This window comes from Mycobacteriales bacterium (assembly GCA_040902655.1).
Taxonomy (GTDB): Bacteria; Actinomycetota; Actinomycetes; order Mycobacteriales; family SCTD01; genus SCTD01.
Genome location: JBBDWV010000024.1, coordinates 114,379 through 131,708, shown reverse-complemented (window position 1 = coordinate 131,708; position 17,330 = coordinate 114,379). Strand labels below are relative to the sequence as shown.

Annotated in this window: 16 protein-coding genes and 1 pseudogene; 16 read left to right on the top strand and 1 reads right to left on the bottom strand. The window is 65.9% G+C overall.

The genetic code is table 11. The annotated features are described in order from the left end of the window. The first annotated feature begins 121 nt into the window (after positions 1 to 121). The 8 genes and pseudogenes from WD794_07200 to WD794_07165 all read left to right on the top strand — a co-directional run bounded on the left by WD794_07200 (position 122) and on the right by WD794_07165 (position 7,309). Entirely contained in the window at positions 122 to 355 is a 234-nt protein-coding gene (locus tag WD794_07200; GenBank protein MEX2290093.1) for a ribbon-helix-helix domain-containing protein, read from the top strand. Further along, positions 352 to 591: pseudogene (locus WD794_07195) on the top strand (hypothetical protein). The gene WD794_07200 and the pseudogene WD794_07195 overlap by 4 nt, the downstream one beginning before the upstream one ends. 101 nt (positions 592 to 692) lie before the next feature. Next, positions 693 to 1,025, top strand: a complete 333-nt coding sequence (locus WD794_07190; GenBank protein ID MEX2290092.1) for a hypothetical protein — start codon at positions 693 to 695, stop codon at positions 1,023 to 1,025. 271 nt (positions 1,026 to 1,296) lie between these two features. Then, positions 1,297 to 1,608 carry a transposase gene (locus WD794_07185; GenBank protein ID MEX2290091.1) on the top strand — a complete coding sequence of 104 codons (312 nt, stop codon included), beginning with the start codon at positions 1,297 to 1,299 and terminating at the stop codon, positions 1,606 to 1,608. Continuing rightward, complete coding sequence (locus WD794_07180) at positions 1,601 to 1,927, top strand: ribbon-helix-helix protein, CopG family (GenBank protein MEX2290090.1); 327 nt, start codon at positions 1,601 to 1,603, stop codon at positions 1,925 to 1,927. The genes WD794_07185 and WD794_07180 overlap by 8 nt, the downstream gene beginning before the upstream one ends. A gap of 899 nt (positions 1,928 to 2,826) precedes the next feature. Continuing rightward, positions 2,827 to 3,903 carry a TAXI family TRAP transporter solute-binding subunit gene (locus WD794_07175; GenBank protein MEX2290089.1) on the top strand — a complete coding sequence of 359 codons (1,077 nt, stop codon included), beginning with the start codon at positions 2,827 to 2,829 and terminating at the stop codon, positions 3,901 to 3,903. Between the two features lie 98 nt (positions 3,904 to 4,001). After that, a complete protein-coding gene (locus WD794_07170; GenBank protein ID MEX2290088.1) occupies positions 4,002 to 5,993 on the top strand; it encodes a TRAP transporter fused permease subunit in 1,992 nt (663 codons plus the stop codon). Between the two features lie 293 nt (positions 5,994 to 6,286). Next, positions 6,287 to 7,309, top strand: a complete 1,023-nt coding sequence (locus WD794_07165; GenBank protein MEX2290087.1) for an amidohydrolase family protein — start codon at positions 6,287 to 6,289, stop codon at positions 7,307 to 7,309. A 67-nt stretch (positions 7,310 to 7,376) separates the two neighbouring features. Here WD794_07165 and WD794_07160 read toward each other — a convergent pair whose 3' ends face one another. Further along, on the bottom strand, positions 7,377 to 8,165 hold the full coding sequence (locus tag WD794_07160; GenBank protein ID MEX2290086.1) for an IclR family transcriptional regulator: 789 nt from the start codon (positions 8,163 to 8,165) through the stop codon (positions 7,377 to 7,379). 159 nt (positions 8,166 to 8,324) lie between these two features. Here WD794_07160 and WD794_07155 point away from each other — a divergent pair, with 159 nt between their 5' ends. The 8 genes from WD794_07155 to WD794_07120 all read left to right on the top strand — a co-directional run bounded on the left by WD794_07155 (position 8,325) and on the right by WD794_07120 (position 17,284). Beyond that, positions 8,325 to 9,662, top strand: a complete 1,338-nt coding sequence (locus WD794_07155; GenBank protein ID MEX2290085.1) for a Rieske 2Fe-2S domain-containing protein — start codon at positions 8,325 to 8,327, stop codon at positions 9,660 to 9,662. Continuing rightward, the gene (locus WD794_07150) at positions 9,659 to 9,865 is read left to right on the top strand and encodes a ferredoxin (protein MEX2290084.1); all 207 of its coding nucleotides are present in this window, start codon (positions 9,659 to 9,661) and stop codon (positions 9,863 to 9,865) included. The genes WD794_07155 and WD794_07150 overlap by 4 nt, the downstream gene beginning before the upstream one ends. Continuing rightward, positions 9,866 to 11,074, top strand: a complete 1,209-nt coding sequence (locus WD794_07145; GenBank protein ID MEX2290083.1) for an FAD-dependent oxidoreductase — start codon at positions 9,866 to 9,868, stop codon at positions 11,072 to 11,074. 116 nt (positions 11,075 to 11,190) lie between these two features. Further along, positions 11,191 to 12,198, top strand: coding sequence for a zinc-binding dehydrogenase (locus tag WD794_07140; GenBank protein ID MEX2290082.1), 1,008 nt, complete (start codon positions 11,191 to 11,193; stop codon positions 12,196 to 12,198). Between the two features lie 5 nt (positions 12,199 to 12,203). Beyond that, positions 12,204 to 12,551, top strand: a complete 348-nt coding sequence (locus WD794_07135) for a type II toxin-antitoxin system HicB family antitoxin (GenBank protein ID MEX2290081.1) — start codon at positions 12,204 to 12,206, stop codon at positions 12,549 to 12,551. Between the two features lie 180 nt (positions 12,552 to 12,731). Then, on the top strand, positions 12,732 to 13,379 hold the full coding sequence (locus WD794_07130; GenBank protein ID MEX2290080.1) for an MFS transporter: 648 nt from the start codon (positions 12,732 to 12,734) through the stop codon (positions 13,377 to 13,379). Between the two features lie 670 nt (positions 13,380 to 14,049). Next, positions 14,050 to 15,795, top strand: coding sequence for a thiamine pyrophosphate-requiring protein (locus tag WD794_07125; protein ID MEX2290079.1), 1,746 nt, complete (start codon positions 14,050 to 14,052; stop codon positions 15,793 to 15,795). A gap of 61 nt (positions 15,796 to 15,856) precedes the next feature. Next, positions 15,857 to 17,284, top strand: coding sequence for an aldehyde dehydrogenase family protein (locus tag WD794_07120; GenBank protein MEX2290078.1), 1,428 nt, complete (start codon positions 15,857 to 15,859; stop codon positions 17,282 to 17,284). The last annotated feature ends 46 nt before the right edge of the window (positions 17,285 to 17,330 follow it).

The window sequence follows — 17,330 nt, the reverse complement described above, 5'->3', positions numbered from 1 at the left end:
CCCCCCCCCCCCCCCCCCGGACGAGCAGAACCGGTCTTCTGCTCGGGTCACGGACCCAGCTCTTGTGCCGGTACAGACTGGCTCTAGCCATTCCCCCGGTTTTTCGTCATACGATTTCCCAATGGTGAGCGAGCAGCAGATCCAGGCGTGGGCCGACGAGGCCGACGCCGGCTACGACGCAGACGCGCTCAAGCGCCGTGGTCGCGGACGGCCCGGTCGTGGCGCCGCACCGATGCAGGTCGTGGCCGTGCGGCTGACCGCCGACGAGCTCGACGCCCTCGACGCCCTAGCCGCGAAGAACCACTTGAGCCGATCAGAGGCCATCCGGGCGGCGCTGGCGCAGCTGACTGCGTGAGGGTCCACCCGAGCGCCCTCAAGCACGGTGTCTCGCAACCCGACGCCGTCCAGGCTGCCGAGTATCCGCTGTGGATCGAACCTCTTGACGACGACGACGGCCCACCGCACCGCGAGTTACGGCTCGGCTTCGACACCGCTGCACGCTTGCTGGAGACCGTCGTGCTGATCTTCGAGGACGGTGCCGAACTGGTCATCCACGCCATGCCCTGCCGCAAGAAGTACCTCGACCTGCTGCCCTGCCGCACGCACCAACTGCGGCGGACAGCGCGGCACCAGCGTCCGGCGAGAAGCGCGGTTACAGCTCATCGAGCCAGAGCTGGAACTAGCGTCGGCTCATGAGCAAAAGCGACGAAGCCCGCGAGAGGGCGTTGCGCAACCTGGACCGCAAGGAGTGGCGACACCTCGGCTACGCGCTTGCGCTGCTGGCTGTGCTGGGGGTCGCTATCGCGTCAGCGGCGACCGGGCTAGTACCGGCTGTCGTTGTCGGGCCCGTCGCCGTTATGGCATTCGTAGGCTTCACGGTCCTCAGGTTCAAGGGCCTCGACGCTCAGGTCGAGCGCGGTCGGCTCGACCCGATGACGCGTGGCGAACGGGGTTGGTTGCTGGCTCTCGGCTTAGCCGGAGTGCTCGGCGTCGTGTTGGTGAGGGCACAGAATCTGCCCGCCTGAGTAGAGGTTCCCTTCTACGTCGGTGGCGTGTGCCTTGTGCTGCTTGGAACAGTGGCCATCATCGACCGTCGTCACAAGCGCCGCCGGCGAGGAGCGGCGGCTAAAGAAGAGCGCCACGACGGATAGGTGCTCCTCGCGAACGATGCAGAAGCGCGGTTCTGCGCCATTTGGTAAGTCGGTGTGTCACGGCCGATCGGGGCAGCCCGAGGCCTCACCGGCTCCGAGGTGGACGACCTGCAGACGGGCGTGTGCCAACGCGCTACATTGAGTCGTGGCCGACAGCCTCTGGTGGGACAGTGAGGACGCCGAGCACATCCGGACTCGCTCTGCCCGCTACCCCGGCGCCGTCGACCTGGAGCCGGCTTGGACGCTGGAAGCGGCGGCGGACCCGGACGGTCTCGTCCACCAACCTGACCCGAAGAGCCGCGCCGGGTACACGCGGCTGATTGGACATTCGTCGAGCGCCGGGGCCGTGCTCACGGTGATCGTCGACCCGTACGACGGTTCCGGTGTCACGGCGTGGATAGCCCGCGGTGCCGATCTGCGGCACTACCTCGACAGCAAGGAGTCGCGGAATGACTGAGACCACCGACGGTGCCCGAGGAGCACGCCGGGTACGCCACCGTGCGATCCGGGCAGAGGTTGCGCAGGAAGAGGCCGAGGCAGCCCAGGCCGAGGGCACGGAGAAGGCGGCGGCGCTCGATGTGCCCCTGCACCTGCGCATCGACCGTGAGCTCGACGCGCAGCTGCGGCGGCAGGCCGCAGAGGCCCACGTCCCGACCTCGGCGCTGGTTCGCCGGCTGTTGCGGCAGGCAGTCCAGGAGCCCCCTGAGCAGCTCACCACGGCGGACGTGGAGAGCATCGCTCGTCGCGTGGCGCGCGAGGAACTGCACCGGGCGTGAAGCCACCGGGGCAGCCCGGGACAGCCCGGGACAGCCCGGGACAGCCCGGGACAGGCTTCAGCCTGGCAGCCAAGTTGGCAGCCAACTGCGCGGATTTCTGCACTTTCCGGCGAACGGCCTCGCACATGATCATGGCGCTGACCTGCGGTTATGGACGTCAGCGGTCTTCTACAAACACCCGCCTGCGGCTCTGAAAAGCGTGGGGTCGGCGGTTCGATCCCGTCCCTGACCACCCCCTACATGCCGTTTGACCTGCAGGTACACGCGGAAGTTCGGAGCGCGCCGGGTACGCCTGGCGGCAATGGCAGCCAGGCTGTCAGCCAAGTCCTACTGCGAACGGCGCCGTACCGGCGCGGACGGGCGCCTTCACCTGGGGCGTCATGCAGCCCCGCGACCCCACAATCGCGGCCATCGTCGAGGAGCAGTTCGCCGAGGCCCGAGCGCGCCAGCAAGAAACAAGTGGTCCTGCTCGTACGCCCGGACAGTGGCAAAGGACGGCCGTGCACGACGACCAAGGGCAGCATGAGTCACGCGATCTCACGTGTAGTTCACCGGCTGTGACCGTTGACACTCTCAGCAGATGAGTGATATTCAGGTAATCGACGGGTGATATCGAGGTCGAGGAAGAGGTGCCGGACCGAACCTGGAGACTGACGCACAGCAGGCCCAGCACTGACACGTGGCACTCCTACGGGAGAGGCATTCATGGGTCCCGGAAAGGAGCCAGCCAGCCGCGTCGACCTGCTTGGACGAGAGGCAGCGCACCCGGCAGACAGCAACGGCCGGCAGCCATCGATTGCGTTGTGCAGGTTCTCGTTGCTGACTCTATCGCTCTTGAACCCGCCTATGCCACAGGTCGCAGCCGGTTCCACACGTCCATTCTGAGCAGAGGATCTACCGTGAAGCCTGTTTCTCTCGTGTTGCAGCGCGTGCCTCGTTCCCCCCTCCGGTCGACTGGCTTGCTGGCGGGGCTCATGGCGATGAGTTTGATCGCCCTATCTGGCTGCGGGGGCGGAGACTCCGGCTCGGCCGACGACGCCGCTGGCGGTTCCACCGAAAGAAGCTCGGTGGTCTTCGGGACGTCTTCCGTGGGCAGCGCCTACTACACGACGGCAGTCGCCATGAGTAAGATTCTTTCGGACAACACGGCGGTAGATGTCTCTGTGCAGTCCGTGGGTGGCTCGGATGCCACTGTTCGGGCTATGGGTGAGGGACACGCCGACCTCGGCATGACCAGCTCAGAGGCCTTGACCGAAGGATTCAAGGGCGAGGGCTCCTTCGAAGACGCACTCGACGTACGGGTGATGGCCGCCGGATTCGGCTCGAACACCCAGTTGATCGTCCGGAAGGACTCTGGAGTCGAGACGCCGGCTGACCTGGAAGGCAAGCGCATCGTCGGAGAGCGTCCCGCTCTCAGCTCCGTCGAGAAGTTCACGACGGCCATGTTGAACGCCTACGGCGTGGACCCAGACTCCGTGAAAATCATCGCGACCTCCGACACAGATGAGGCCCTTGACGCACTCAAGCAAGGGACCGTGGCTGGCGTGGTGCTGCCTGGTTCGACCGGCGCCCCGAACTTCAAAGAACTCGCACAGAACACGGACGTTCGTTGGGTCGACATGTCGGAGGAAATCGACGCGATGCTGGAGGAGATGGGCGCCGCCTTCTCGGCGGCCACGATTCCGGCCGGCACTTACGGCGACCGTCAGCCGGACGACGTGGTGACGGTGTCTGCCGCGACCTACCTCGCCGTCAAGGCCGACCTGTCGGAGGAGTCGGTCTACGAGATGACCAAGGCACTCTTCGAGAACAACGACAGCCTCGCCAGTGACGTGCCGAACGGCAAGTTCTGGAACGTCGAGAACACCCTGGACCGTGAGCTGACGGTGCCCTTCCACCCGGGCGCAGTGCGGTACTTCGAGGAGACCGGCTCCTGGAGCAAGGAACTGCAGGAGCAGCAGGACTCGCTGCTGTAGCAGGTCGCCGCGAGCTAGCAGAGCCTGTACATGCGCGTGTCCGTGGCCAGTGACCGCAAAGAAATCCTCCCCAGGCCGTAGACGCTGAGAAGGAACACATGCACCCTGCGAAGTCGCTGGCGAATCTGCTCGCCGGACTGTACGGCTTGTTCAGCCTCTTTGTCGTCAGTGGCCTGCCGGTTCTGCTCGAAATACCCCTGGACACTTCCCTCTACCGGGCTGCCAGCCTCACGATCCTCATCACGATCATCTATCTCGGTCTGGTCTTCCGGGATGGCGAGGATCGGGCTCGGGTGGCCTGGCACGTCATCCCCTTGGGTGTAGCGGGCATCATCGGGGCCGGGTACGTGGCGCTGCACTACGACGACCGCATAGTCCAGTACAGCGTTTACGGCTACCTCGACACCGTGGGCGTATTGTTGGCCCTGGCTCTCGCTGCGTCGTTGCTGGCGTGCCTCGTACGGATGATCGGCTGGGTGCTGCCGGTCTTCATCGTGCTCATCATGTCGGCCACGTACTGGCAGCAGCACTTACCGGGCGCGCTGCGTGGCGGCGGCTTCTCCCTGGAGCGATTGACATACGCCATCTACGTCGGCGGAAACGGCATCTTCGGGGTCCCGTTCGGGATCGCCACGACCATCATCATCGTCTTCCTCATCTTTGGGCAGCTGCTGCAGAGGGCCGGCGGCGGTCAGTGGCTGATGGATGTCGCCACCTCCGTTTCCGGACGTACCAGTGGTGGACCGGCCAAGGCCGCCGTCGTCAGCAGTGCGGCCTTCGGGATGATCAGCGGCTCGCCGTCGGGCAACGTCGGCACGTCCGGCCCCATGACGATTCCGATGATGATGCGGACCGGGTTCACGCCGAGCTCGGCTGGTGCAGTGGAGGCCGCCGCTTCCACCGGCGGCATGATCCTTCCGCCGGTCATGGGCGCCGTCGCCTTCATCATGGCGGACTTCCTGGGCCTGCCGTACTCCTATGTTATCGCGGCGGCCCTCATTCCAGCCGTGATGTACTTCTCCATCCTGATGTTCTCGGTGCATTTCCGCGCACGCCGGCTCAACCTGGTCGGTCTGCCTGCTCACGAGATACCGGCCTTTCGTACGGCGTTCACGAGCGGCTGGCGGCATCTCGTCCCGCTGGGCGTGCTGATCTACCTCCTGTTGGTCAAGGGGCTCCCGCCCGAGCTTGCGGGCGTGGGCGCGATCGGGGCTGTTCTGTTCTCGTCCTTCCTCACGCGGGACCGCAGCCAGTGGCTGACCCCTCTTGTCGTCTGGCATTCGCTGGTAGGCGCCACCCGGAGCTGGACGATCGTCGGTGCCGTCACCGCTTCTGTGGGCATGCTCCTCGGGACCTTGACCCTGTCCGGGCTCGGCGTGAAGGTCGCCTCCTTCATCAGTGACCTCAGTGGCGGCAACATCTACCTCGCGCTGCTGTTGGTGGGGATCGCGAGCCTCATCCTCGGAATGGGCCTGGACATGGTCCCGCTGTACCTGACGCTCGTCGTGCTGACGGCGCCAGCCCTCGTGATGGCGGGCCTGACGCCAGTCCAGGCACACCTGTACGTCATCTATTGGGGCTTGGCGTCGTTCCTCACCCCTCCGGTCTGCAACGCCGTCTTCGTTGCTTGTGCAATCAGCGGGGGGAAGATCTGGCGCACTGGCGGCGAAGCGATGCTCCTGGGTGCGGGCGTGTTCTTCGTCCCGGTCGCCTTCGCGCTCAACCCAGCCCTGATCCTCAACGGCGGAGCGCCCGGTGGCGAGATCGTGCTCGGCGTCGCGTTCGCCATGATCGCTGTCGTGCTGCTCTCCGCTGGGTTCCAGGGCTACTTCTTCTGGCGGATGGATGCTGTGGAAAGGGCGCTGGTGGCCGTTGCCGGGCTTCTCTTCCTCGTCCACGGCATCAAGTCTGCCTTTGCCGGAGCTGTCCTGCTGGGGGTCACCGTCCTCTGGTGGCGCTTTGGCCGGGGGACGCGTCGGAACGGGCAGCCGGAGAAGGACGCGAGGGACCTCGAGCCGGCTGCCTCGGAGGGGTCTCGGGAGAACCCGCCTGACACGATCGAACACGCCAGCAGCCTTCGCGGCCCATAGCCAGGCGGCCCCGGGTCAAGCTTCTCCAGCCTGTACCGCAGGTTGACCCGGCGGTCCGCAGGGCAGTCAATAGTGATAGGGTGATTATCGCTGGGTGACGATGGCCGACGCCCTAGCTGTTCTGCAAGCGCAAAGAACCGTTCGGTGCGCTCGCCACGAGCGGCCGCTGCCAGTCGCAGCGTGGTCACGAAGGTGCCGTGGCCTCTGCCTCTGTGACGAGACCGGTCAACCGCAACGGTGCGGACATAGGGCCGTCAAGAAATCCCAGGTATCCCCGAAGAGAAGGAGCAGCGATGAAAATCGACGCTTTCTGCCACATCATGCCTCGCCCCTATTACGACCGGTTCTTCGAGTTGAACACGTCGACGCACGCCGCCAACCTGCGCAAGCGCGTGTCCAACATTCCTTCTCTTGTCGACATGGACGTCCGGTTCCAGCAGATGGACGAGTTCGGCGAGTACCGTCAGATCATCAACATCGCGGCCCCGCCGGTCGAGGACTTGGGTTCACCCGCCATTTCCAAGGAGATGTCTCGGATCGGGAACGAGGCGATGGCGGAGCTCGTGGCGAAGCATCCCGACCGCTTCGCAGGCTTCACGGCATGTGTTCCGATGGACGATCCCGACGCGGCCGTGCGTGAGCTCGACTACGCCGTGGAGGAGCTGGGCGCCCTGGGGGCGCAGATCTACACACACGTCCACGGCGGTGCGATGGACGCAGCCAAGTTCGATCCGTTCTACGCCCGTGTCGCCGAACACGGGAAGCTCCTGCAGGTCCACCCGTGCCGGAGTTCGGCATGGGCGGACTATCCGACAGAAGAGCGCTCGAAGTTCGAGATCTGGTGGACCTTCGGCTGGGAGTACGATCTCTCGGCTTTCATGGCGCGGATTGTCTTTTCCGGCGTGCTGGAGCGGAACCCGGAACTGAAGATGCTGATCCATCACGGTGGGAGCATGGTGCCGCACTTCTCCGGACGCGTGGGGCCGGGATGGGACCAGTTGGGAGCGAGGACTCCTGAGTCGCAGCGGGAGGACGTGCAGGGCTATCCCCTCTCGAAGCCCCACCTCGACTACTTCAAGATGATGTACGCCGACACGGCGATGTTCGGGGCCGCACATGCGCTGCGGTGTTCGATCGACTTCTACGGCGTTGACCATGTTCTGTTCGCCTCGGACAGTCCCTACGACCCGGAGAAGGGGCCCGGCTACATCCGGGCCACCATCCGTAACCTCCAGGAGATCGGGCTGTCAGAAGCCGATCAGGACGCCATTTTCCGTGGGAACATCACGAAGCTCCTCGGTCTCGACTCAGTCTGATCTGACCATCTGGCTGGTGAAGCTGCTTGCACAGCGCACACGGCCGGGGCGGATGTGGCGGAGGACCTCATCCGCCCGGCTGGTAGAGGAACGTTCTTCCTTCAAGCTCCTTGGAGACGTGCGCGGCGGTCTTCTTCACCTGCTCCAGAATCTCTTCCTGCGCCGACTCCGTGAGCCGGAAGGCCGGGCACGGAACCGTGACCGTGCCGACCACGCGGTTCCTCTCGGTGATCGCGGCTGCTGCTGCCCAGACCCCCTCCTCCGCTTCCTCTCTGCTCACCGCCCAGCCCCGTTCGCCCGCCAAGCGCAGCTCCTTCTCCCAATCGGCACCTGATCCGGGCGGATGCTCCGATGCACCGGCGCGCCGTAGGTAGGCTTCTCGCTCCGCGGGCGGCAGCGAGCCCAGCAACACCTTGACGCTGGCCCCCCGAAGCCTGGGCAGTGACTGGCCGGGCTGAAACGACAAGCGCAGGAGTCGTGACGACTCATACCGATCGGCACAGACCGGATTGCTGCCGATCAGCTGGACGAGCAGCACGGTCTCGTCTAGATCGGCAGCGAGGCCGGCCAGATACGGCCGAGCGGCTTCAAGAATCGTGTTGGCCCGGCTGGCCGCCCGGCTCAGCAGCAGCACCCGTGGCGTCAGCTGGTAGGTCCCCTTCGTGGTGTCGGCGAGCACTCCCATGTCACGAAGCAGGGCTACATACCGGTGCATGGAGGGAACCGGGATGTCAAGAAGTTTGGACAGCTCCTTGACGTTGCGCCTCGGGGCGTCTTCCGTGAAGGAAAAGAGGATGTCGAGGATACGTCGAGCGCTGTCCGAACCCGCGGGGCGTGACGTCTCAGCAACTGGCATTTCGGGCGCTCCTGCTGTGGTGGGTTCGGATGACTCCAGTGACGGGTTGACTGCTGCTGGTACCGTACGCAGCAAGCCGTGATTATCAGACTATCGCACTGTGATGCTAGGCCTTAGCTCATCGGAGTCACGCACAAAGGACCACAGAGGAGACGCGTCATGCTTTCGAGCGCAGATAGCGGCCTGCTTACGCAGGTCGGCCCCGGAACCCCGATGGGCGAGATGATGCGGCGCTACTGGGCGCCAACGCTGTTGTCGGAGGAGATGCCGGATCCAGGCTCTCCGCCCGTGCGGGTCACGCTCATGGGGGAGCGCCTGGTCGCGTTCCGAAACCACAACGGCGAGATCGGCGTTCTCCAGGAGTTCTGTGCCCACCGCCGGGCCTCGCTGTACTTCGGGCGAAACGAGGGCGAGAAATCCCCGGATGGAAGTGTGGGCCTTCGCTGCTCCTATCACGGGTGGAAGTACGACATCAATGGCAAGTGCTTGGACATGCCGAACGAGCCGTCCACCAGTCGGTTCAAGGAGCACATCAAGCTGACCTCCTACCCCGCGCGCGAGCTGGGTGGGATCGTCTGGGTCTACATGGGTTCCGCTGACGCCGAGCCGGAGCTGCCCCAACTCGAGTGGGCGCTGCTGCCGGAGTCCCATCGCTTCGTCTCGAAGCGACGGCAGAAGAGCTCGTACGCACAGGCGATGGAGGGCGGCCTCGACTCCAGTCACGTGTCCTTCCTGCACTCCGACGCCCCTCTGTGGAGCCCGTGGTGGACCCACCAGAACCACGGTGGACGCAAGCACCTGTCCACAGGCGCACCGAAGTTCTACATCGAGCCGACGGACTACGGCTTGCTGATGGGCGCGCGTCGGGAGACGCAGGACGGTGAGTACTACTGGCGTATCACCCAGTGGCTGATGCCTTGGTACACCATCGTCCCCCGCGATGAGGAAGAGCCGATCGCAGCCCACGCCTGGGTGCCCATCGATGACGAGTCCTGCTGGGCGTGGAGCATCAGCTACGTCCCGGAGCGGCCCCTGCACAAGTACGAGTCTGATTACTACCGCGGTGGCGGCCACATTCACGCCGAGATGCTCCCCGGCTCCTTCGATCCGGTGCAGACGCCGGACAACGACTACCTGGTGAGCCGGCCGCTGCAGAAGGCAGGCGTCTCGATGAGCGGGATTGCCGGCATCGCCATGCAGGACGTCGCGATGCAGGAGAGCATGGGACCGATCGTCGACCGCGAGCAGGAGAACCTCGGCAGCGCTGACGCCGGGATTATCGCCGCTCGCAAGCGTCTGCTCGCCGAGGCGAGGGCTCTCGCCGACTCCCAGATCCCGCCGGCTGGCTTGGATGCCCGCTCGCACCGGGTCCGCTCGACGACTGCGGTCCTGCCGAAGGAGACGTCTTGGGTGGAGGCGACCCATAAGGCCAGGCAGGCGTCGCAGCACCTCTACGACGACTACCAGGTATCCACCGACGTGGGGACGAACTCTTGAAGATCCACGTTGATCTACCGCGGTGTCAGGGTCACGGGCAGTGCGAAGAGTCGGCGCCCGAGGTGTTCACCGTGGGTGATGACGCCGTGGTTCACCTGCTGATGGACGATCCGCCCGAGGCCATGCGGCCCGCTGTCGAGGAAGCCGTACGCCGCTGTCCCGTGGACGCTCTGCGCCTCGACGGCGACATCTCGGCGACGTGAATGTCGCCTGACCTGAGCAACGACATCCGCCGGATCGTGGTGGTCGGCGCTTCCCTGGCCGGCGTCCGCTCGGTCGAGGCTCTGCGGCGGGAGGGGTTCGACGGCGAGATCGTCCTCGTGGGAGCCGAAGAGCACTTCCCACCGTACGACCGTCCGCCTCTGTCCAAGGCCGTCCTGCTCGGTGAATCGATCGAGGGCTTCCGCCTTCGCGTGCAGCCTGACCTGAACGCCGAACTCGTGCTCAACCACCGAGCTGTGGAGCTGGACCTCGGCAGCCGAGAGGTCGTCCTGCACAACGGGGACAGGCTCAGCTTCGACGGCCTGGTCATCGCCACCGGTGCCACGCCCCGACAGCCGCGAGCGCTGACGGGTGACTCCGACAGGGTCTTCGTGTTGCGGACGACAGAGGACAGCCTTCGGCTGAGAGCGGCGCTGAGTCAGCGTCCACGTGTTGCCGTGGTGGGCGGCGGCTTCATCGGCTGCGAGGTGGCGGCGAGCTGCCGGCAACTGGGTCTCGACGTGACACTCATCGAAGCCGCGGCCTTCCCGATGGAGCCAGTGCTCGGCACGGCCATGGCCAGCGAGCTCGTGGGCATGCACCACGATCACGGGACGACGTTGAAGACCAACGCCGCGGTCACGGAGATCCATGACGAGACGCTGCTGATGGCCGACGGCAGCGCCGTGGCGGCTGACATCGTCATCGTCGCTGTGGGCGCGGCACCGGAGGTCGGATGGCTGAAAGGCAGTGGCCTCGACATCAGCAACGGTGTCCTCCTGGACCAGACGTGCCTCGCAGTGGGTGCGAACGGCGTCGCGGCGGCGGGTGACGTGGCGAGGTGGCTCAACCCCCTATTCGGCGAGGTCATGCGCGTGGAGCACTGGAGTAACGCCGTGGAGCAGGCGGATGCCGTCGCGAGGAGCCTGCTCGCCGGACCCGGCGAGGCCGCTCCCTATGAATCGGTACCGTACTTCTGGTCCGACCAGTACGACGCAAAGCTTCAATTCGTCGGCCGCCCGCGGGGAGACGCGCACATCGTGGACGGTACCCCTGCAGACCGGAAGTTTGCCGCCTTGTACGTAGAAGGCGACCGCATCATGGGCGGCCTGTGCGTGAACCGGCCGTCGCTGCTCGGCCGGTACCGACGCATGGTCGCCAGTCGTGCATCGGCCAGATCCCTGCTCGAACCAGTGCAAGCCAGCGACTAGCCAGAACCGAAGGAAAGGGCGAGACGATGGGCGCAGTACTTGCCAGTGTCGCTGTCTCACCGGGCAGCAGCGAGCTCCGAGAGTTCCCGATGCCGCGTGCAGAGCGTGACTCCGGGGTGCTGCGCGTCGAGGCAGCCGGCGTCTGCGGCACGGACGTCGGCTCCTATGCACGGGACGCCCCACCTCGTGTGCTGGGCCACGAGAACGTCGGCCGTATCGTCGACATCGGACCCGATGCCGCGCAGCGGTGGGGTGTCCAGGAGGGCGACCGCGTCGCCGTGGAGGAATACCTCCCTTGCGGGCGGTGCGACCGATGCCGCACGACCGACTTCCGCTTCTGCGCCGCCACCGATTCGCGAAGCGGGGGCACCCGGTACGGGAGCACTCCGATCTCTGTCGCGCCCTCCTTGTGGGGTGGTTACAGCCAGTACCTCTACCTGCACCCGAACACGGTGCTCCACAAGGTTCCAGAGGGCGTCCCGGCCGAACAGCTGGCGCTGGCGCTGCCGATCTCCAACGGCTATGAGTGGGCCTACGTCGAGGGTGCAGCTGGGCCCGACAAGTCTGTGGTGGTGATCGGCCCTGGTCAGCAGGGTCTTGCTTGCGTCTTGGCAGCGAAGATCTCCGGCGCCAAGCACATCACGGTGCTGGGTCTTGAACGAGACGCTCTTCGGCTCGAGATGGCCCGTCGGCTGGGAGCCGATCTCACCATCAACACGCAAGATCCGGTCAACCAGCCAGTTCTGGAAGAACTCAAGGCCGCTGCATCGACGGACCTCGTGATCGACACCGCCCTGGGAGACACCGCGACACTCGCTCCGGCGCTGTCGATGGTGGCGCAGCGAGGGAACGTCCTGATCTCGACGGCGGCGGGCAGCGTGGACGGGCTGCCCTTGAAGGCGATGCAGTGGAAGTCGGCGTCCATCAGGGGCGTACGAGGACACAGCTACGCCTCGGTGAAATGGGCGATCGCCACCATCGCTTCCGGCAGGTACCCCCTCGAGGACATGTGCAGCCACATCTTCGGCCTCGAGGATGTCGACCGTGCGATCCGAGCCACGGGCGGAGAAACCGACCACAACAGCATCCACGTGACGGTGGATCCCTGGAGACCTGGAGAGTGAGCAGCATGCAAGGCGCGTCTTTCGGCGGCAGCAACGGCCGGCCCGAGCTGGATACACAGACTGTTGCTCGCTACCTCGCCGTCCCCTACGTGGCTGTCTTCTCTTCCACGGTGGACGACAACGGCGTCTGGGTTCGCAGCGCGGCCTATCCCGAGCTCCCGGGCTGCCATGTGGAAGCCGCTACGGTCATCGAGGCGATGGACGACCTGGAGGATCTACGGGTTGCCCTCATCGTGGACATGCTCTCTCGGGGGGAGGAGCCCCCAGTCCCACGTCCCCCTCTCATGGGGGGGTCCTCCGGACTTGCCGCGGAGACGCTGGCACACCAGGTGCTGAAGGCTCGCGCGGACTGATCATCTTTCCACGAAGCTCCTTCGCAGGCCGCACGTCGCGTGGGCGCACGTTCCTTCCTGGGCTCCACCACGGTGAGGCCACCACGACGCAACAGTGAGGGAGCCACCGCATGTGGCGATGACAAGCTCCGCCAACAGGTGGCTGCTCCAGCTGCTGGCGCCTCCACGATCACGCACGCCGTGATCTTCGCCGCGCGACCGATGACGACGCACCGGCCTCTCGAGCTGGAAGCCAGCGGCTTTCAGATCGGGCTGCTGGCATCAAGCTTCGCCGTCGTCCCCTTGTTGTTCGCCGTCCCGATCGGTCGGGGCGTGGACGGTACCCGTGCCCGCTTCTTCCTCCGCCTTGGCGCAGTCACGCAGGCTCTGGGGGCGCTCGGCCTGTGGCAATCCTCCGGTCTCGCCGGCCTGGCGCTGTCAAATGTCGTCCTGGGGCTGGGCATGCTGGCGACCATCGTTGCCGTTCAGGGGCTGCTCGCCAGACGGGCTTCGGAGCACCAGCATGACCGCGTCTTCGGGTGGTTCACGGTCGCGGTTTCCGCCGGCCAGTTCATCGGGCCGCCCGTGGCCGTGTACACCACCGAGGCGTGGCAGCCCGGTGGCCCGTCATCCGGGTTGTTCTCGGCTGTCGTTCTCGCCGCTCTCGGCGTTCTCCTGCTGCTTCGGGTGCTCGCACCCGGACGATCACGTGGACGGGCAGCACGAGGAGAGGCGCGACGGCGTATGGTTGATCCTCTCCTGCCGCGGCATGCCGGCGGCGATGGTCGCGAGTCTCGCGCTTCTGGTAGCGGTCGATCTCCTCACTATCTTCCTGCCGTTCTACGGTGAGGAGGAGGGAATATCCCCCTCGACAATCGGATGGCTGCTCGCGCCTTCGCGTCTCTCGTCTCGCGACTCATGGTCGCCCGGTTGTCCGCGCTCATCGGCCGCCGTCGGCTGTTGCTGCTGAGCATGGTGAGCACCGCGGCCGCCTTTGCGGCCCTTTCTTTTGCAGAGTCGGCTGTCCCGCTACTGCTCCTGATACTCGCGGTCGGTTTCGTCCTGGGTCTTGGCCAACCCTTGACCATGTCGTTGGTAGCCGGTCTCGTCGAGCCGCACTCCCGCGCAACAGCACTCAGTCTGAGGATCGGCGCGACGAGGCTGGGGCAGGTTCTACTTCCCGGCGCGGCGGGGCTCCTCGCCTCGGCTGCAGGCGCGGGCGGGGTCTTCATGTTCCTCGCCGTCCTGGTGGGCTCGGCATCGGTCTCTTCTACCGATCGATTTGCTGGCCGCGGCAACATCGGGACATCGGAACGCCCTCCCGGGATGCCCCGCTGGCGTCGTCCGGGAAGCGGATGCTGACACCTGTCTCAGAGGTGGACGTGCCGAGGGACGGCTCAGGCTCATGTCACGTCGCCAGGATAGTTCTCCGTATCGCTGAATGATAGATGTATTCTCAGAACCGCGCGACGCACGCGGATCAGCAGACGGCGCACGACCCTCTCCGAAAGAAGCGTCGATGAGTTCAGAAGCCTGGTGGACACGCATAGAAGCCGACGAGTGGGGCGACGCGATCGTCGCGGCCATGAAGCTCGGCGGCGTAGACAACATCTTCTTCGTGTCGGGCTCGGAGCTGAACTTCTACCAAGAAGCCGTGGCCAAGGCGCACGCCAAGGGAACGCCGGCTCCTCGGCTCATCACCGTCCCGCACGAGAGCGTCGCTCTCAACGCAGCGCTGGGGAACGCGATGTTCCGGCGCCAGCCGGCGGCGACCGCGGTCCACGTCGATGCCGGCACCCTCCACCAGGGCGCCGGGATTCACACGGCATGGCGGGGCGACTACCCGGTGCTGATGACCGCAGGCACCGGCCCACGGGCCTTTCCCGGCTCCATGCCGGGAGGGCGCAACCATGACGTGCAGTGGGTGCAGGAGCCGCGTGACCAGGGGGAGATCGTGCGGCAGTTCACGAAGATGGACCACCGGATGGAGCATCAGGACAACCCCGGGCTGATGGTCAGCCGCCTGCTCCAGGTCGCGATGAGCGGTCCCTCCGGGCCCGTCTACCTGGCGATCCCTCGTGAGACAGCCATGATTCGCACCGGGGGCACGGCCAGCTTCCCCACCAGAGACCAGCTAGGGGTCGCGCGGCCGGCCTGGCCGGCGCCTGGCGACGCTGAAGAGATCGCGCGTTGGCTGGTCGACTCCCGCCATCCCCTGATCTGCACGGAGAGGTCCGGTCGGGAGCCGGATGCCCATCATGAGCTCCTCCGGCTTGCCGAGCTTTTGGCGATACCGGTCACAGACGGCGACCGCGCCGACAGGATGAACTTTCCGGCCACACACTGGGCGTACGGGACAGGACCGTCCTTGGCCGACGCAGATGTCGTCCTCGTCATGGACGCCATCGTTCCCTTCGCACCGGGACTCACCGCGCCTCGTGGTGACGCCAGCGTCGCGTGGGTCTCGAGCGACCCGGTTCTGTCGCGTTACAAGACGGTGGAGCAGCGCGCCGACCTCTGGCTGACCGCTTCGGTCGCTTCCGTGGCAAAAGCCGTCCACGACGCTGCGAGGGAGATGCTCACGCCGGGGCGTCGGGAGCGGATCGCCGAGCGCCGAGCCGGGCTGAAGGAGCGTAAGCGCCAGATCGACCAGCACGATGACGCACTGGCGGTGTCGGACATTCAGAAGGGGCAGCTGACGGGGCGCGTGGTCGCGTACGAGCTGGGGCGGCTGCTCCGAGACGACGCGATCGTCCTCAACGACGGGTTGAGCAACGGCGGCTACGTCCACACCTACTCGCGGCGCAGCCAGGACAACACCTACTTCCGCAGCGGCAGCACGTCAGGGGGATGGGGCGGAGGTGCCTCCCTCGGAGTGAAGCTGGCTGCCCCCGATCAGGACGTCATTCACGCCTCCGGCGACGGCTACTTCATGTTCGGTAACCCGCTGCTTGCGCTGTGGAGCGCCGCTCATCACCGCGCCCCCTATCTGTCCGTCGTCTTCGTGAACGGGACGTACAGCACTGGCACGACGAGCCTGCGGGCCACCTACCCGAAGGGCTACGCCGTCTCCAGCGGCAACTACGACGGGGGCTCCTTCGAGCCGCCTCCGAACTTCGCGAAGCTGGCCGAGGCCGCGAACAGCTACGGGGAGGAAGTGACGACGCTGGCCCAGCTGGTGCCGGCCTTGGAACGCGGCCTGGAGCAGATCCGCACCGGCACGCCCGCGGTGATCGCTGTGCGCGTCCCGGGGCCTCTTGGGTAGCCCACGCCGGCGCTCGGGCGGCGTGACCTGTGATCAGCTGAAGCAGCGTAGAGGGACACTGATGAATGACTCACCGAAACTCTTTATCGGCGGCGAGTACGTCTCTGCGAGCTCGGCAGAGATCGTGCGGCTCATCAACCCGGCTACCGAGGAGCAGATCGGCAGCGTCGTCGACAGCAATGCCGCCGACGTGGCGCGAGCAGTCGGCGCCGCACGTGACGCACTGCCGGAGTGGAGGAACACGACTCCAGAGCGAAGAGGTGCCTACCTGACGGCCCTGGCGGGGGTCTTCGACGGCCGCAGGGACGACATGGCCGCCCTGGTGAGCCGGCACAACGGAACCGTGATCTCCCGCTCGAGGCAGTCCAACGCCGCCCGGCCGATAGACATCTACCGGTATCACGGTGAGCTGTCCCGGTCCTTTCCTTGGGAGAGCGTGGTCGACACGGGGAGCGGCTCCAGCGCGATCGTGCGCCGGGAGCCGATGGGTGTCGTGGGCGCTATCGTTCCCTGGAACGCACCGCAGACGCTTGCGGCCCAGAAGCTGGCACCTGCCCTGCTCGCCGGCTGCACCGTGGTGTGGAAGCCGTCGCCGGAGACGTCCATGGACGCCTTCCTGCTGTCCGAGATGCTGAACGAGGTGGGAGTTCCGCCTGGAGTAGTCAACGTCGTGACGGGAGGGCGCGGAACCGGTCAGCACGTGGTCGGGGACCCCGGGATCGACAAGGTGTCCTTCACCGGGTCCACCGCCGCGGGTCGGGCGGTGGCTGCCAGCTGCGGCCAGATGCTCAAGCCGGTCACGGCTGAGCTCGGTGGCAAGTCGGCAGCCGTGCTGCTCGACGACGCTCCGCTCGACGTGTTCGCGCGTTCGCTCATCGGAACCTGCCTGCCCAACACAGGACAGGTCTGCTACTCGTGCACCCGGATCCTCATATATCGGAACAACGTCGAGGAGGTCGTGGACGTCGTGCTCGAGACGATCGGTCGTGCGGCGGTGGGCGACCCGATGGACCCGAGGAGTGAATTCGGCCCGCTCGTATCAGCCGCTCAACGAGCCCGTGTCGAGGGCTACATTCAGTCAGGGCTAGACGAGGGAGCGCGCTTGCTGCTGGGAGGGGGCCGACCTGCGCACCTGCCGGTCGGGTTCTACGTCGAGCCCACCGTGTTCATCGACGTCACCCCCGAGATGCGCATCTTCCGCGAGGAGGTCTTCGGTCCCTTGCTCGTGATCGTTCCGTACGACAACGACGATGACGCCGTGCGACTGGCCAACGATTCGTCCTACGGACTGGGCGGCAGCGTCTTCAGTCGGGACCTGGACCGTGCGAAGGACATCGCGCGTCGCATGGAGACCGGCAGCGTCCTGATCAACGGGGAGCAGCGGTCGGAGCGGATTCCCTTGTACGGCTACAAGGACAGCGGAGTCGGCGGCGACGCCAGCCTCGCGGCGTACCTCAACATCAAGTCGATCAGCGGCCCGCGGGGTTGACCTCCGCCGCAGGCTACGCCTCAGAGGCTGCCACGTGAAGGCGCGC

Bases quoted from the DNA above. Each gene is read 5' to 3' on its own strand.
- WD794_07145 (MEX2290083.1), top strand. From the start codon at position 9,866: ATGTCGCCTGACCTGAGCAACGACATCCGCCGGATCGTGGTGGTCGGC.
- WD794_07160 (MEX2290086.1), bottom strand. From the start codon at position 8,165: ATGCCAGTTGCTGAGACGTCACGCCCCGCGGGTTCGGACAGCGCTCGA.
- WD794_07165 (MEX2290087.1), top strand. From the start codon at position 6,287: ATGAAAATCGACGCTTTCTGCCACATCATGCCTCGCCCCTATTACGAC.
- WD794_07155 (MEX2290085.1), top strand. From the start codon at position 8,325: ATGCTTTCGAGCGCAGATAGCGGCCTGCTTACGCAGGTCGGCCCCGGA.
- WD794_07200 (MEX2290093.1), top strand. From the start codon at position 122: ATGGTGAGCGAGCAGCAGATCCAGGCGTGGGCCGACGAGGCCGACGCC.
- WD794_07180 (MEX2290090.1), top strand. From the start codon at position 1,601: ATGACTGAGACCACCGACGGTGCCCGAGGAGCACGCCGGGTACGCCAC.
- WD794_07125 (MEX2290079.1), top strand. From the start codon at position 14,050: ATGAGTTCAGAAGCCTGGTGGACACGCATAGAAGCCGACGAGTGGGGC.
- WD794_07190 (MEX2290092.1), top strand. From the start codon at position 693: ATGAGCAAAAGCGACGAAGCCCGCGAGAGGGCGTTGCGCAACCTGGAC.
- WD794_07135 (MEX2290081.1), top strand. From the start codon at position 12,204: ATGCAAGGCGCGTCTTTCGGCGGCAGCAACGGCCGGCCCGAGCTGGAT.
- WD794_07120 (MEX2290078.1), top strand. From the start codon at position 15,857: ATGAATGACTCACCGAAACTCTTTATCGGCGGCGAGTACGTCTCTGCG.
- WD794_07170 (MEX2290088.1), top strand. From the start codon at position 4,002: ATGCACCCTGCGAAGTCGCTGGCGAATCTGCTCGCCGGACTGTACGGC.